This is a genomic window from Burkholderia sp. AU39826 (genome assembly GCF_020419965.1).
Lineage (GTDB): Bacteria > Pseudomonadota > Gammaproteobacteria > Burkholderiales > Burkholderiaceae > Burkholderia > Burkholderia semiarida.
Map to the genome: position 1 here is coordinate 372237 of NZ_JAIZQG010000001.1, position 15071 is coordinate 387307.

The 15071-nt window shown below is 69.8% G+C and carries 17 protein-coding genes; 11 read left to right on the plus strand and 6 right to left on the minus strand.

What is annotated here, in order from left to right:
• Positions 1 to 5: 5 nt before the first annotated feature.
• Together LGM42_RS01685 and LGM42_RS01690 are read right to left on the minus strand one after the other, a co-directional pair.
• Positions 6 to 305, minus strand: a complete 300-nt coding sequence (locus LGM42_RS01685; RefSeq protein ID WP_226231403.1) for a DUF4148 domain-containing protein — start codon at positions 303 to 305, stop codon at positions 6 to 8.
• Positions 306 to 593: 288 nt separating this feature from the next.
• Positions 594 to 851 carry a hypothetical protein gene (locus tag LGM42_RS01690; protein ID WP_226231404.1) on the minus strand — a complete coding sequence of 86 codons (258 nt, stop codon included), beginning with the start codon at positions 849 to 851 and terminating at the stop codon, positions 594 to 596.
• A 221-nt stretch (positions 852 to 1072) separates the two neighbouring features.
• Between LGM42_RS01690 and LGM42_RS01695 the strand changes: the two genes are divergently transcribed.
• Positions 1073 to 1969 carry a LysR family transcriptional regulator gene (locus LGM42_RS01695; RefSeq protein WP_099317503.1) on the plus strand — a complete coding sequence of 299 codons (897 nt, stop codon included), beginning with the start codon at positions 1073 to 1075 and terminating at the stop codon, positions 1967 to 1969.
• Between the two features lie 117 nt (positions 1970 to 2086).
• Entirely contained in the window at positions 2087 to 2719 is a 633-nt protein-coding gene (locus LGM42_RS01700; protein WP_060311686.1) for a LysE family translocator, read from the plus strand.
• Between the two features lie 66 nt (positions 2720 to 2785).
• On the opposite strand, the gene yddG is transcribed toward LGM42_RS01700, so the two are convergent.
• Positions 2786 to 3730 carry an aromatic amino acid DMT transporter YddG gene (gene yddG / locus LGM42_RS01705; RefSeq protein ID WP_155644489.1) on the minus strand — a complete coding sequence of 315 codons (945 nt, stop codon included), beginning with the start codon at positions 3728 to 3730 and terminating at the stop codon, positions 2786 to 2788.
• A 207-nt stretch (positions 3731 to 3937) separates the two neighbouring features.
• On the opposite strand from yddG, the gene LGM42_RS01710 reads away from it, so the two are divergent.
• Positions 3938 to 4174, plus strand: a complete 237-nt coding sequence (locus LGM42_RS01710) for a hypothetical protein (protein WP_226231405.1) — start codon at positions 3938 to 3940, stop codon at positions 4172 to 4174.
• A gap of 126 nt (positions 4175 to 4300) precedes the next feature.
• Here the strand turns inward: LGM42_RS01710 and LGM42_RS01715 are convergent, their stop codons facing one another.
• On the minus strand, positions 4301 to 5986 hold the full coding sequence (locus LGM42_RS01715; RefSeq protein WP_059585064.1) for a purple acid phosphatase family protein: 1686 nt from the start codon (positions 5984 to 5986) through the stop codon (positions 4301 to 4303).
• A gap of 320 nt (positions 5987 to 6306) precedes the next feature.
• Here LGM42_RS01715 and LGM42_RS01720 point away from each other — a divergent pair, with 320 nt between their 5' ends.
• From LGM42_RS01720 to LGM42_RS01750, 7 genes are all read left to right on the plus strand, one after another.
• Positions 6307 to 6606, plus strand: coding sequence for a YXWGXW repeat-containing protein (locus LGM42_RS01720; protein WP_226231406.1), 300 nt, complete (start codon positions 6307 to 6309; stop codon positions 6604 to 6606).
• A 237-nt stretch (positions 6607 to 6843) separates the two neighbouring features.
• Positions 6844 to 7629, plus strand: a complete 786-nt coding sequence (locus LGM42_RS01725; RefSeq protein WP_226231407.1) for an RNA polymerase sigma factor — start codon at positions 6844 to 6846, stop codon at positions 7627 to 7629.
• Positions 7626 to 8045 (plus strand): hypothetical protein, encoded by a 420-nt coding sequence (locus LGM42_RS01730; RefSeq protein WP_060310888.1) that lies wholly within the window; start codon positions 7626 to 7628, stop codon positions 8043 to 8045. The genes LGM42_RS01725 and LGM42_RS01730 overlap by 4 nt, the downstream gene beginning before the upstream one ends.
• The gene (locus LGM42_RS01735; RefSeq protein ID WP_060310889.1) at positions 8042 to 8545 is read left to right on the plus strand and encodes a periplasmic heavy metal sensor; all 504 of its coding nucleotides are present in this window, start codon (positions 8042 to 8044) and stop codon (positions 8543 to 8545) included. The genes LGM42_RS01730 and LGM42_RS01735 overlap by 4 nt, the downstream gene beginning before the upstream one ends.
• Positions 8546 to 8764: 219 nt before the next feature.
• Positions 8765 to 10159: a DUF1800 domain-containing protein gene (locus LGM42_RS01740; protein ID WP_060310890.1), complete on the plus strand. Its 1395-nt coding sequence runs from the start codon at positions 8765 to 8767 to the stop codon at positions 10157 to 10159.
• Positions 10160 to 10161: 2 nt separating this feature from the next.
• Positions 10162 to 11319: a DUF1501 domain-containing protein gene (locus LGM42_RS01745; protein WP_413227404.1), complete on the plus strand. Its 1158-nt coding sequence runs from the start codon at positions 10162 to 10164 to the stop codon at positions 11317 to 11319.
• A gap of 58 nt (positions 11320 to 11377) precedes the next feature.
• A complete protein-coding gene (locus LGM42_RS01750; protein ID WP_059585069.1) occupies positions 11378 to 11596 on the plus strand; it encodes a YXWGXW repeat-containing protein in 219 nt (72 codons plus the stop codon).
• A 133-nt stretch (positions 11597 to 11729) separates the two neighbouring features.
• Here the strand turns inward: LGM42_RS01750 and LGM42_RS01755 are convergent, their stop codons facing one another.
• Entirely contained in the window at positions 11730 to 12926 is a 1197-nt protein-coding gene (locus tag LGM42_RS01755; RefSeq protein ID WP_226231409.1) for a tyrosine-type recombinase/integrase, read from the minus strand.
• Positions 12927 to 13221: 295 nt separating this feature from the next.
• Between LGM42_RS01755 and LGM42_RS01760 the strand changes: the two genes are divergently transcribed.
• On the plus strand, positions 13222 to 13602 hold the full coding sequence (locus LGM42_RS01760) for a DUF4377 domain-containing protein (RefSeq protein ID WP_226231410.1): 381 nt from the start codon (positions 13222 to 13224) through the stop codon (positions 13600 to 13602).
• A gap of 9 nt (positions 13603 to 13611) precedes the next feature.
• Here the strand turns inward: LGM42_RS01760 and LGM42_RS01765 are convergent, their stop codons facing one another.
• Complete coding sequence (locus LGM42_RS01765; protein WP_226231411.1) at positions 13612 to 15000, minus strand: DHA2 family efflux MFS transporter permease subunit; 1389 nt, start codon at positions 14998 to 15000, stop codon at positions 13612 to 13614.
• Between the last annotated feature and the right edge of the window lie 71 nt (positions 15001 to 15071).

A 15071-nucleotide genomic window follows, 5' to 3' on the forward strand; every position in this document is an offset into this window, starting at 1 on the left:
CGCGCTTAATGGCCGAAGTAGACCGAGTCGTGCCGGCTTTGCACCCGCACGGCCGGTGCGCCGCTGTCGCCGGTGGCGGCCGGTTGCGAACCGAAGCCGCTGTTGTCGACGCCGCGCACGCGGGCTTCCGCGGCCTGGACGTCGGCCGGATAGTACGGGCTCGACTGGCTCGGCTTGTAGCCGGCGTTTTCGAGCTGGACCAGTTCGTTGCGCACTTGGGCGCGGGTCACGGTGCTTTGTGCGAATGCGCCGAACGAGGCGGACAGGGCGACGGCGGCTGCGACTGCGGAAACGAGCGATTTCATGATGACCTCCGATGTTTATTGGCTTTCCGCATGCGACGCCATGTCGTCAGCGGTTGAATACATCGTAGGCGCCGGGTCACCTAGGGTAAACGTGAGTTTGAGTGAAAGATCGTTGCTTTCGCGGTAACAATGTCGCGGCCGAACGTCTTCTGTCCCCATGTTGTATGAGGGCGGATTGAACGGAGTGGCGGGAGAGTGAAAGGGCGGGGATGTCACGCGGGCGCGGGCGCCCGGGCGGCGAAGGGCCGGCCCGTCGCGCGGCGGCACGGCTCGCCCCAGGCGGCCGGATCAGACCCCGTCGTCGTCGATTTCCTTGCGCTCGCGGCGTTCCTCGTTGCCGCGACGCGCGCGCAGCCGCTGCCGCGACAGGACCGCGATCACCTGCTGGGTCGGCGCGCCGGACGGCAACTCGTTGCGGATGCGATCGGGGACCATCGGCAGGCCCGCGCGCTGACGGCGCAGCGCCTTGGCGATTGCCCGGCGGCACTCGTCGCCGTGGCAATCCCATTCATCGCGGATTCTCTGGCAATAACGGCATCGTTCCATCCGGCTAGTCTAGCGCGTCTTCGGGAATGAAGCAGGGCGTGGTGCCGGACGCCGGCGGCGCCGGGGGCGGCAGTCCTTCAGTCGGATTGAAGTGCATCATCGAATGGTGCGGCGTGGCGACGCGTGGCTGTCCGCTGCCTGACCGCAGGGCCGGTTCAATATAATTCAAGAGAACGCGGCATACCATGCACGGAATACATGCCCTCGAACAAGGAAACCCGATGACGCTTGCCCAGTTGCAGGCCCTGGCTGCCGTGGTCGAGCTCGGCTCGCTGACGGCCGCGGCAGACCGGCTCAGCCGTAGCCAATCCGCGATCAGCCACGCGCTGACGGAGCTGGAGGACATCACGCAGGTCAAGCTGCTCTGGCGCGACCGCCAGCCGGTCGTCCTGACGGCGGCCGGCGAACGCCTGTGGCCGTATGTGCAGAGCGTGGTGCGGGAAGCGCAGATGCTGCGTCAGCAGTTCAGCCTGGCGCGCGGCAAGCTCGAAGGAAAGCTGGTGGTCGCGTCGCTGCCGAGCGTGTCGCTGGCGTTCGTCGTTCCCGCGCTCGAGGCGTTGAAGGCGATGCACCCGGGCGTATCCGCGGTGCTGCTCGAAGGCACGGACAGCGAAGTCGAAGGGTGGATCGACGACGGGACGGCCGACGTCGGCGTGGTGGCCGGCACGAAGACGTTCGCGCACAACCTGCCGCTGCTCGACGAGGATTTCGTCGCGGTGGCCGCCGCCGACATGTTCGCCGGTCGCAAGAGCGTGTCGGCCAGGCAGTTGGCCGCGGCGCCGTTCATCTTCTCGAAGGCCGGGTGCGGGCCGGTGATCGCGGATTACTTCGCGCGCGGCGGCGCGCCGCTTCGGGCGGCGTTCAACGTGGTCGAGATGCGCACCATCCTGTCGATGGCGGAAGCCGGCATGGGCGTGTCGATCGTGCCGCGCATCACGCTCACGTACACACCGTTCGGCGGCCGCGTGCTGGCCCTGTCGCCGCGGCTGCATCGGTCCGTGCGGCTGGCGTGGAATACCGCCGGCAACGCGGTCGCCGACGCGTTCGTGCGGCTCGTCGACGCGCAACGTGCGAAAGCGGAAAAGACGATTCGCACGCGCGCGAAAAAGGGCAGGTAGCGGCCGGCCGCAAGATGAGCGGCGCTCATGGGCCGCTTGCAGTTTATTCATGCCGACGATGGCCGCGATGCAATACATTGTTCGCATCTCGTGATCGTCGTCCTGAAGGAGCGTGCCGTGCCTGCCTTGCCCACCCTGTTTGCGTTCGGACTCGTGTCGCTCGGGATGGTGCTGACGCCCGGACCGAACATGATCTATCTGGTTTCGCGCTCTATCTGCCAGGGCCGCCGCGCCGGGCTGGTGTCGCTCGGCGGCGTCGCGCTGGGATTCGTGTTCTACATGGTCTGCGCGGCAGTGGGCATTACCGCGCTGGTGATGACCGTGCCGTATGCGTACGATGCGCTGCGCGTAGCCGGGGCGTTGTATCTCGCCTACCTCGCGTGGCTGGCGCTGAAGCCGGGCGGGCGCTCCGCGTTTCAGGTCGGGGAGTTGCCGCACGACAGCCGCACCAGGTTGTTCGCGATGGGCTTCGTCACGAACCTCGCTAACCCGAAGATCGCGGTGATGTACCTGTCGTTGCTGCCGCAGTTCATCGTGCCGGGGCACGGCAGCGTGCTCGCGCAATCGCTGGCGCTCGGCTGCGTGCAGATCGCGGTGAGCGTCAGCGTCAACGCGCTGATCGCGTGCGCGGCCGGTTCGATCGCGGGCTTTCTCGCGGGGCGGCCGCTCTGGGCGGCGGTTCAGCGCTGGCTGATGGGGACGGTGCTGGCCGGGTTGGCGATGCGGATCGCGCTCGAATCGCGAAGCTAGCGCGGTGGACGCGGCTCCGAGCACGGCCGGTCGCGATCCGGCCTGCCGTCAATGCCCCGGCCATCCTCACCCGTGGCAATTGCCCTCGGCCTGCTTGCTCGTCCGCACGGGCTTGGCCTTGTCACGACGCCGGCCGCGTGTCGCGAGCCAGCACAGGATCGACCCGCCGCACACCATCGACGCGCCTTGCCAGAATTCGGCGGACAGCGGCGCATCGAGCAGCATCGCGGCGAGGGCGGCGGCGAGCACCGGCGTGAAGTACGATGCGCCGACGATGACCGTCACGTTGCCGTGCATGATGCCGGTGTTCCAGGCCGCATAGCCGAAGCCGAGCGCCGACGCGGCCAGCACGAGATACGCGACCGCGTGCCAGCTGAACGTCATGGCGCCGCCGCCTTCGATCGCGAACTTGGTCCAGAGCACCGCGGCGACCAGCATGAAGAACGGCGTGACGCCGTTCTTGCCGTCGGCGAGGCGCGCGGTCACCGTGCAATAGCCGGCCCAGATCAGCGCGCCGAAGAATGCCAGCCCGTAGCTGAGCGGATTGTCCGCGACGTTGCGCAGCATGCCGGCCGGATCGAGCCCCTGGTCGCCGCCGAGCACCCGGCAGATGCCGAGCATCGACAGCAGGACGCCCGGCACGACGAGCAGGTTCGCGCGCTGCTTGTTGAACACGATGGCGGCGACGAGCGTGAGGCTCGGCCACAGATAGTTGACCATCGCGACTTCGATCGCTTGCTGACCGTTGCGCGCATAGCCGATCGACAGCGACAGGCATACCTCGTACGACACGAACAGCAGCCCGCCCCAGAGCAGATAGTTTTTCGGGAATCGGCTCAGGTCGGGGAAGCCGATCGAAAACAGCAGCAGCACGGACGCCACCGTATAGATCATCGCCGCGCCGCCGGTCGCGCCGAGGCTTTCGCTGACCCCGCGAACGAGCGCGACCACCGACGCCCATAACAGCACCGCGCCGAGCCCGATGAGCGTTGCCTGGTTCTTGCGTTTCATGCTTGCTGCGTGTTTCAACATGCCCATTCGATTTCGGATGATTCGGGTCGGCTCGCGCGTGCTGTTGTCGCGAGCAGCGGTACCAAGCGAAGGTTCCGCCGGAAACGCGCATTTTACGGGGGCGCGGCCGTTGCGGCGTTGCAGCCGCACGGGCATGTATGACGGATTCGGTCGCGCGAACCGATCACGCGTCGTCGATGCGCCACGGTGCGCCAATTTCCGACAACGCGGGTCGATCGAGTCGAGCATCGCGTTCCGCATCGGGCCGAGCGTGGTGACAAGGAGGAAACCGGCTTCGTCGATCGACAGATCGATCAGCGGCCAGCCGCCGGCCGCATCGCGAACTTCAAGCCGCCGTTCGTGTGGATCGACTTCGACGTCGCCATGCGCTTGTCGCGGCACATGGCGACGGCATCGAATGCGGCGGCCGAAGGCGGCGTGTGAATGCGGTATTCGAAACTCATCTGCATGGGGCGGTGTGCGAGGCGGGCAGTCTAACTCGCGCCGGGGTATTCCGTTCTCGACGGCAACGCGTCGGACGTCCGCCGCAGCGGGCGCCCGACGCGTCGATCACCGCTCGTGCCGCTTCTTGCTCAGCTCGATCGTCTCGAACAGTTCGTATTGCGCGGTTGGCTGCTGGTCGGCGCCCGGCGCGTGGTAGTAGCGCATCGTGATCGTCGTGTGGCCGCCCGGCTTGCCCGGATCGTGGTCGAACACCGCGATCCCGTAGCCGGTGCCCGTATCGCGGCGCGCGGACCAGATCGCATCCTCGAGCGCATCGGCCGGCTGGCGCACGAACGTGTTCGGCGCGGTGCCCGGCACCGGCCGGTTCGGCTTCGTGAACACCTTCGCCTGCGCGAAGCCGGTCGACGGGTTTTCGCCGTACACGTCGAGCGGCGCGCTGGTGCCGCCGCCGCCGAGGATCAGGTGGATCGTGCCGTGGCTCGTGTCGAACGTCGTGCGGCCGGGATCGTTCGAGCCGACCGGGCGCGGCTGCAGCGTTTCGACCACTTCGCCGGTTTTCGCATCGACGCCCGCGCGGTGATTGCAGCCGCGCACCGGATAGCTGCGCTCGTAGTCGTGATCGTGGCCGCACAGTACGAGATCGACGCCGTAACGGTCGAACAGCGGCAGCCACGCTTCGCGAATGCCCTTGTCGGACCCGTTGCCCGTCTTCGACGAACTGAGCGCGTCCTGGTGCATCTGCACGACGATCCAGTCGATGTCGTCGTCATGCGCGGCGTGCCGCAGCGTGCGCTCGAGCCAGCGTGTCTGCTCGCCGTTGCTGTAGCCGCGCACATAGAACGACGTACCGGGCTCGATCGGCGGGCGGCCGGTGCTCGCGGCCGGCACGAGCGGCGCAGGGCCGCCGACGAACGCGGCGGCATCCTGGTACACGACGTCGTCGGCGTCGAGCGACACGAACAGCACCGAGCTCACGCGGAAGCTGTACCAGCGGCCCGGAAAGTGCGTGCCGTTCTCCGGCAGCGTGTAGCGGGCGAGGTACGAGTCGAGCCCCTGCGGACCGTTGTTGAATTCGATCTCGTGATTGCCGGGGCAGGGCATCCACGGGCGATTCGCGGCCGACGTCTGGTTGTTGTTGCCGAAATCGCGCCACACGTCGGGCTGGTGCGCGGGGTTCAGGTTCGCGTAGCAGAGGTCGCCGTTCAGCAGGTGAAAGAGCGGCTGGAACTGCTCGACCGCCTGCACCGCGAAGCGGCTCTGCGGCGACGACAGCACCCACGCGCCGTTCGGCGTCGCGAGATCGCCGTAGCTCGTGAAACGGAACGGCGCCCGGCCGCGCGGCGCGGTCGAGAAATTCGCGGAGAACGGCTGCGCGGCATGGCTGTCGTTGTCGGCCGTGATCTCGTAGCGGTAGCGCGTATCCGGCTTCAGCCCGTGCACGCGCGCGTGGTACGTGAACACCGTTTCGCCGTTCAGGCCGTCGGTGTACAGGCGCTGGACGCCGTGCACGGTGCGCGCCGGCTCGCCGTCGGCGACGATGCGCGCGCGCGGGTTCACGGCCGGCGCGAGCGACGCCCACGAGATCACGACTTCGGACGTCGGGTCGTTGCCCCACGTCAGGTGAACCTGTTCGGGCGTGCCGTCCGGGTTCGACGCGCCGGCGCGGGCAGCCGCGAGCCCGCCGGCGGCGGTGGCGAGGCCGGAGACGCCGGCGAGTTTCAGGAAGCCGCGACGCGACACGGACGCGGCCGGCTCGTTCGGCTGGTCAGGGAGAGTGTCCTGGTTCGACATGGTCGGTGTTTTCGTTGATGGGGCGCGAGGTGGGGAACCGTGCGGCCATGCGCGAGCACGGCCGGGGCCTGGGCCGGAAACGAGCGGGATCCCGGTCGCATGCATTGTCGAAGGGCAGTTTTGCCGCGGTGTGACAGTACCGCGACCCGGCATGCGTGGTGGCCGGTGCGTACAACCGCGCGTTGCGCGCCTCCAGTCACCATCGGTGCCGGGGCGCACCCGAAATTTATTTGCCGACACCGCGACGGATTTCTTCTGCCTGCTCCGTTTAACGCATGAACGACCGCTTCTGGTCGATGCCCGTTATTTCGGAGTCTTTCATGAAACTTTCCGTTCCGTTGCGATTGGCTGCCGGATGCGTGGCCGCGCTTGCGGCGTCGGCGGCATTCGCGCAGGCCGTCATCGTCGCGCCTTACGCACCGCCGCCGCCGCGCGTCGAGGTGATGCCCGCACCCCGTGCCGGTTACGTGTGGGATCAGGGCCACTGGCACTGGCGGCAAGGCCGCTACGTATGGATTCCGGGCCACTGGCAGATCGTGCGGGTCGGTTACCACTGGGTGCCAGGGCACTGGTCCGCGCGCGGCCCGGCCTGGCGCTGGGTGCCGGGCCACTGGGCCTGACGGGCCCTGACGTGCACGCCGCCGCGCGTCGAAGTGACGCCGGCGCAGCGGATCCTTCTCGCAACATCATGAGCCGAAGCGATGCCTTTTCGAACCATCGTGATACTGGCGGCCGCAGCCATCGTGCTGGCCGGCTGCGTCGTGGTGCCGGCCCGGCCGGTGTATTACCGGCCCGCGCCGGTCGTCGTATATTGAGCGCGCCGGCCGACGCTCGCGCGGCCGGCTGACGGGATCGACATGCGGCGCGAACGGGACGTCGATGAAACGGATATGGCCGACACCGTGTGCCATGTCGGGCGCGACGCGCGCGGCGTTGATGAACGGGCGGCATGGCGCCGTCCGGCGCCGGCCCGACGCATGCAAGGAGAGCACCACGATGAGCTTCAGCCGGGCGGCGGTTCCCTCTGCCGTGACAGTGCACCGCTCGCGCGCCGGTCGACGGAGCCGGCGGCGTTGAGCGATCGCGGCGACCGCGATCCGGACGCGGAACTCGTCGCGCGCGTCGGCGCGCGCGATTCATCGGCGGTGCGCGTGCTCGTCGCGCGCAAGCTGCCGCGGCTGCTCGCATTGGCGACGCGCATGCTCGGCGACCGGAACGAAGCCGAGGACGTCGCGCAGGAGACGTTCTTGCGAATCTGGAATCAGGCGCCGCGCTGGCGCGAAGGCGAAGCCCGCTTCGACACGTGGCTGCATCGCGTCGTGCTGAACCTGTGCTACGACCGGTTGCGCGGCCGGCGCGAGGAGCCCGTCGATACGCTGCCCGACGTGCCCGACACGCAACCGGAGCCGGCCGCGCATGCGGAACTGCGTTCGCGCGACGCGCGCGTGCGGCAGGCGCTGGCCGCATTGCCGCCGAGGCAGCGGGAAGCGCTGGTGCTCCAGTACTATCAGGAAATGTCGAACGTGGAAGCGGCCAACCTGATGGGCATCACCGTCGATGCGCTGGAAAGCCTGCTCGCCCGTGCGCGGCGCAATCTGCGCGCGCAACTGGCCGGCGACCCACCTAGCGAGGACAAGCGATGACACCCGAACGATTTCGCACCATCGTCGCCGCGTACGGTTCGGACGCGCGGCGCTGGCCGGCCGCCGAGCGCGCGGCCGCCGAGGCGTGGGCGCACGCGAACCCGCGCGACGCGCTGCTGGCGCTCGACGATGCGGCCGACCTCGATGCGTGGCTCGCGTGCGATACGGTCGAGCCGCCGGCGCCGTCGCTCGTCGAGCGCATCGTCGCGACGGCGCCCGCGCCGCGGCGCGCACGCCGGCGCGGCGCCGTATGGTGGTCGGGCGCGGCGTTCGCGGGCGTCGGCCTGGCCGGTGCGCTCGCGGGCGCGGTGGCCGTGTCGATGCTGATGCTCGGCAGCGCGCCGCCGGCGCCGCACGAGCCGGGCTATCTGACGACGACGTTCGGCAGCCCGAGCGTGGACGGGAGCGACGAATGACCGAACGCGGCTGGAAACTCACCCTCGTCGGCTCGGTCGTGCTGAACGTGTTCATGCTCGGCGCGATCGGCGGCGGCGCATATCAATGGTTCTCGACGCATCGCGACCTGCATGCGGGCGGCACGCCCGCGCAGCGCACGGCGTTGCGTTTCGCGGCGGACGAATTGCCCGATGCGCGGCAGCGCGAGTTCGCCGCCGCGCTGAAGGCGGCGCGCAAGAGCGGCCGCGATTTCGCGCGCGAAGGGCGCGACGGCCGGATTACCGTGCTGGACCTGCTCGCCGCGCCGCAACTCGATCGCGCGGCGATCGATGCGGCGCTCGAGCGCACGCGCGCGGCCGACACCGCGATGCGTGCGCAGGTCGAGCGCAGCGTCGTCGATTTCGCGGCGACGCTGACGCCCGACGAGCGCGTGAAGTTCGTCGACGGGTTGCAGCACAGCGGCAACTGGCGTCTGCCGCCGAAGCTGCGGAAGAAGCCGGACGCATCGGCGAGCGAGTAAGCCGCGCGCGGGCGGCACGCGACTCCGCGTATTGCTCGCGCGTCATGCGTGTGCCGGTTCCGGCGCATTGCCCGGGCGTTGTCCGTCGACGATGTGCGCCGCCGTGCGGCGAGATTTCCGCCCGCCGTTTCCCGATCACGAAAAATATTTTCCCGCCCCGCGACGGATTTCCCGGTGCGCTTGCGTTGAACGTGAGTACGCACCGCAAGAGAGCCCGTCATGGACCATCCGAACGACGCCACGCCGGCCGCGATCGCGCTGAACCGTTTCGGTCTCGGCGCACGGGCCGACGAAGCACCGCCCGCCGAGCCGAAGGCGGCACTCGTCGCGCAATTCGACCGCTACGACGCGCGGCCCGCCGCATGGGCCGGCGAGCCGGACGCGGTCACGCTTGCCACGCGCTTCGCGAACATCCGCAACGCGATGACGGGCGACGACGCGGCCGCGAAGCGCGCGACCGCGCAATCGATCCGCCGCGACGGCTACGATGCGTATCGCAGCGCCGTCGCCGCGCGCATGAACAGCGCGCTGACCACGTCCGCGCCGTTCGTCGAGCGTCTCGTGCATTTCTGGGCGAACCATTTCGCGGTATCGGTCGACAAGGGGCAGGTGGCCGCGTATGCGGGCGCATTCGAACGCGACGCGATCCGTCCGCACGTGCTCGGCCGGTTCGAGGACATGCTCGTCGCGGTCGAGCAGCATCCCGCGATGCAGGTGTTCCTCGATCAGGCGCGCTCGGTCGGCCCCGACAGCCCGGCCGCGCTGCGTGCGCAGGCACGCAATCCGTCGGCGAAGCGCGGGCTCAACGAGAACCTCGCGCGCGAAATCATGGAACTGCACACGCTCGGCGTGCGTACCGGTTACACGCAAACCGACGTGACGGAATTCGCTCGTGCGTTGACCGGCTGGAGCATCGCCGGCGGGCGCGGGCCGCAGCCGGGCGACGCGGCGCCCGGCGCATTCGTGTTTCGCCCGAATCTGCACGAACCGGGCACGCGCACGGTGATGGGCCGCACCTACGATCAACCGGGCGAAGCGCAGGCGCGCGCGATCCTGCATGACCTCGCGCGTTCGGAGGCGACGGGCCGGCACATCGCGTTCCAGCTTGCTCGTCATTTCGTCGCCGACAACCCGCCGCCCGCGCTGACCGACCGGCTCGCGCGCGCATTCGCCGCGAGCGGCGGCGATCTGCCGACCGTCTATCGCGCGCTCGTCGATGCGCCCGATGCGTGGGCGCCGGTCAACCGCAAGTTCAAGACGCCGTGGGAGTGGGCCGTATCGTCGCTGCGCGGGCTCGGGTGGCGCGACACGGGTGATCTCAAGGCCGCGCCGCTGCTCGCGCAGCTCGGCCAGCCGGTGTGGCGGCCGGGCTCGCCGGCCGGCTACGACGACGTCGCCGCGAGCTGGGCCGCGCCCGACGCGCTCGTGCGCCGCGTCGAGATCGCGCAGCGTCTCGCCGCGCGTACGGGCGACCGGCTCGACCCGCGCACGCTCGGCGACACGCTGCTCGCCGGTTCGATGAGCGCGCCGACCGCGACCGCGCTCGCGCGCGCCGAAAGCGCGACGACGTCGCTCGCGCTGCTGCTCGTGTCGCCCGATTTCCAACGGAGATGACCATGGCACTGTCCCGCCGACAATTCCTCAGCGTCGCCGCCGCCGGCGCGGGCGCGATCCTCGTCGCGCCGCGGATCGTATTCGCGAACGTCGAGACCGACCGGCGCTTCGTGTTCGTGATCCAGCGCGGCGCGGCCGACGGCCTGAACATCGTCGTCCCGTATGCGGAGCCCGCGTATGCGTCGCTGCGCGGCCCGCTCGCGATCGACACGGCGGCGGCAACGCGGCTCGACGGCACGTTCGCGCTGCATCCGTCGCTCGCGCAGACCGCGCAGCTGTACCGCGACGGCCACGCGCTGTTCGTTCATGCGATCGCGTCGCCGTATCGCGACCGCTCGCATTTCGACGGTCAGAACGTGCTCGAAACGGGCGGCCGTGCGCCGTACCAGGTGAAGGACGGCTGGCTGAACCGGCTCGCCGCGCTGCTGCCGGCGACGCGCGACAGCGCAATCGCGTTCGCGCCGACCGTGCCGCTTGCGCTGCGCGGCACGGTGCAGGCCGCGTCGTATGCGCCGTCCGGTTTGCCGGCCGCGCCGGACGATCTGCTCACGCGCGTGTCGGCGCTCTACGAAGCCGACGCACAGCTCGGCCCGTTGTGGCAGTCGGCGATGGAAGCGCGCGGCCTCGCCGGCGATGCGCATGCGCGGCAGGACCCGGTCGGCGTCGGCAAGCTCGCCGCGACGTTTCTCGCGCGCGACGACGGGCCGCGGATCGCGATGATCGAGACGGGCGGTTGGGATACGCACAGCGCGCAGAACGCGCGGCTCGCGAATCAGTTGAAGGCGCTCGATACGATGCTCGCCGCACTGCGCGACGGCCTCGGGCCGGCATGGCAGCAGACCACGGTGCTGGTCGCGACCGAGTTCGGCCGCACGGCCGCGGCGAACGGCACGGGCGGCACCGATCACGGGCAGGCGTCGGTGGCGATGCTCGCGGGCGGCGCGGTCGCAGGCGGACGTGTGATCGCCGACTGGCCGGGGCTGCGGCCCGGCGACCTGTACGAAGGGCGCGACCTGAAGCCGACCGCGTCGCTCGACGCGCTGATCGCGGGCGCGGCCGCCGACAGCCTGCGGCTCGATCCGGGCCGCACCGCGTCCGCGTTGTTCGCGGAAAGCGGCGCGACACGGCCGATGAGCGGCCTGATTCGCGGGGGCGCGTGAGGCGGTGCATGCCGCGCGCGGCCCGATCAACCCATTACACAACAGGGAGAAATCGACAATGAAGATCCGATCCGTTTCGCTGGCCATGCTGGTGAGCGCGAGTGCCGCGCTGATGTCCGCCTGCGTGGTCGAGCCCGTGCGGCCACCCCAGCCCGCGCCCGTCGTCGAGGTGGCGCCGCCGCCGCCCGCGCCCGGCTATCGGTGGGCGAAGGGGCATTACCGGTGGGCCGGCAATCACTGGGCGTGGGTGCCGGGGCACTGGGTCGCCGTGTACTGACACAGCACGCGTGTCGACGGGTCGCGCGGCGAGATCGACGTGCGGGCGGCAAGCGATCGGGCGAATTGCAGTCACGATGGGTTTCGGGTGGGCTCGACCTCGTTCACCGAGTCGCGGTGCGCCGGCCAGGTGTTCAGTCCCACCCGATCCGGTGCTTCTCCTCCGTCTCGCGATGCCGCCAGTCGTCGTCCGCGTGAAGATACTGGCTCGTCGTCGTCAGCGACACATGGCCGAGGTTGTCGCGCACGAGCCGCAGGTCGACGCGGCCGTCGGCCATGTGCGAGCCCGCGCTGTGGCGCAGCCAGTGCGCGGACGCCTGTTCGAGCACGCGCGCCGCCTGCTCGCCGGCCTCGCCGTTCGCGCGCAGCCGGTCGGCCGCATGCCGGAACACCTGCTTCACGATCCGGTGCAGCGCGGCGCGCGTGAGCGGCTTGCGCGTCTGGCCGACCGGGAGCACGAGCGGCGTCGGCTCACCGTCGAACGGCAGCGCGGGCAGGCCGTGCGTGCGCCGGTAGCGCGCCAGCTCGGCCATCATCTCGTCGGTAGCCGGCACGAGCCGCTGCCGGCCGCCTTTGCCCGTCACGTCGAGCCACCAGCGCTCGTGCCCGCTCGCGTCGCGTCGGCAGAAGAACTGGCCCATCGTCGTATCGGCTGCTTCGGTGATGCGCAGCCCGCCGAGATACAGCAGCGTGAAGAGCCACCGCGCGCGATCCGCATGGACGCATGCGCGCGCATCGTCGCGCGGCATCGCGGCGATCGCGTCCTTCACCGATTGCCACAGCGGCTGCCCGAGATGGCGCGTGACGCGCGGCGCGGGCCGGCGCTGCCGCTGTCGCGACAACGCGAGCGGGTTGCCGGCCAGATAGCCGGCCTGCACGAGCCACGAGAACATCACGTTCAGGATCACCAGCGCCTGTCGCTGACTGGCCGCCGACAGCGGCCCGTAAAACGGCCGCCAGCGCGGATCGTCGCGCGGATGCTTGCGGCCGCCGTTCGCGCACCACGCCTCGGCCGGCGCGGGCGCGAGCAGGAATTGCCGGTAGACGACGAGATCCTCGTGCGTGAGCGACGACAGCGGCTTGCCGCACGCGATCACGGCCCACAGCAGCAGGCGCTCGGCTTCCTTGCGGTAGTTCTGGAACGTGGTCGGCGTATCGACGAAGCGGGCGAGCCACGCGCGCACGGCGTCGAGGTCGTTGGTCGCGGCGATCTGCGGATGCGCGCTGCCCGAGCGGTTGGTGCCCGTGCGTCCGTCGAGCGCGGCCGGCACGGCGAGCGTATCGATCGGCAGCGGGCGGAGTGCGGTGTCGGACGAAGCGGATGACGTCATGCGAAGGAAACGCGCCGCGCGAGCCGCGCGGGCGTGGCCGGCGAACGAAGGCAGTGCGTCGAAGCGTGTCGGGAAGCGTCGATGGTACACGATCACTACCCGGTGAAGCGGCCGTCGATGGCGATCGCGTGGCCGGTGACGATGCACGCCGCGGGCCCGGGAGACGGTAACGTATCGGCTCGCACGCGACATCCGACAAACCGGAATGGCCGAACGCGTTCTGCAAGGTGTTTGTGAACCTTCTCGCCGGGTGGCTCGTCTAATTGGCCCTGCAACGCTCCCAGAGGCATGCCCGATGATTCACAAGACCCGAACGCTGCTTGGCGCGGCCGCCATTGCCGGCAGCATGCTCGTCGCCGGATGCCAGACCGACGCGGCGGCCACCGCGCCGAATGCCGCTCGCCCGGCCGACGGCAAGCCGGTGACCAAAACCGTCTACGTCGCGCCGCAGTCCGCGCGCTGCACGGGCGTCGCGCCGATGGAGTGCCTGCAGGTGCGCGGCAGCCCGAGCGAGCCGTGGAGCCTGTGGTACGCGGGAATCGAAGGGTTCGCGTACCAGCCCGGCTACCTGTACACGCTCGAAGTCGACGAATACCGCGTCGCGCGGCCGCCGGCCGACGCTTCGTCGATCCGCTGGGTGCTCAAGCGCGTCGTCGAGCGCCGCCAGGTGAACTGACGGCCGCGATCACGCGGAAGGGCGCGCCGCGGTACCGGCCGCCGGCGCGGCCGTATCGATCCGCCGGAACACGACGGACGACAGCAGCGTCACCGCACCCATGCAGGCAAACGACAGCATGAACCCGTGCGCCGTCGAGCCCCGATAAGTGGCGAACAGGTTGACGAGTCCGCCGCCGATCGACACGCCCAAACCCATCGCGAGCATCTGCATCATCGTGAACAGGCTGTTGCCGCTGCCGGCGTCGGCATGCGACAGCCCCTTGAGCGTCACGCCGTTCATCGCCGCGAACTGCATCGAATTCGCGGCGCCGAGCACGATCAGCAGCGCACCTTCCAGCACCGGCGCGGGCCGCGCCGACACCAGCGCGAACCCTGCGATCGCGCAGCCGACGATCCCCGTATTCACGACCAGAAACGCCGCATAGCCGAAGCGCTTCACGAGCGGCGCGATCCACCGCTTCACGACGACGCCCGCGATCGCGGCCGGCAGCATCATCAGCCCCGACTGCAGCGGCGTATAGCCGAGCTGCACTTGCATCAGCAGCGGCAGCATGAACGGTACCGAACTCGTGCCGATCCGGCACAGCAGGTTGCCGAGCAGCCCCGACCCGAAGTTCGGCTCGCGGAACAGCCCGAGGCGGAACAGCGGCTGCGTGCGTCGCCGCGCGTGAGGCAGGTACGCAAGCGCGCTCGCCAGCCCGAGCCCGGCGAGCGCGGCCGCCCACGCGGCGCGATGCGCGGACATCGGCGGGTCGATCGCCAGCGACAGCGCGATCATCGCGGCCGACAGCAGCGCACAGCCGACGAAGTCGAACGGCGGCGGCTGCGTCGCCTGGTCGTGCGGCAGGTAGCGCTGCACGGCGATGAAGCCGACCACACCGACCGGCACGTTGACGATGAACACCCAGTGCCACGAAATCGCCTGTGTGAGCCAGCCGCCGAGCGTCGGCCCGACGATCGGGCCGAGCTGCCCGGCGATCGACACGAACGCGATGGCCGCGACGTACTGTTCGCCCGGCACGCGGCGCAGCACGGCGAGCCGCCCGATCGGCAGCAGCATCGAGCCGCCGATGCCCTGCACGGCGCGCGCGACGACGAGCTGGCCGAGCGTGTGCGACGCCGCGCAGCCGATCGACGCGAGCACGAACACGAGGATCGCGACCGAGAACACGCGGCGCGTGCCGAACCGGTCGGCGAGCCAGCCGGATGCCGGCGTGAGCATCGCCATCGTCAGCGTGTAGACGACCACGACGGGCTGCATCGCGAGCGGCGACGCATGCAGGCTTTGGGCGATCGAAGGCAGTGCCGTGTTGACGATCGTCGTATCGAGTGACTGCATGAAGAAGGCAGCGGCGACGATCCAGAGCAGCGCGGAATGTGTGGGTTCCCGGGACATGGCGAAATCGGTGGTACGGAAGTCCGGCGTGAGCGGCGCCGCCGCATGGTCGCACGGCGGCCGCTGGACTT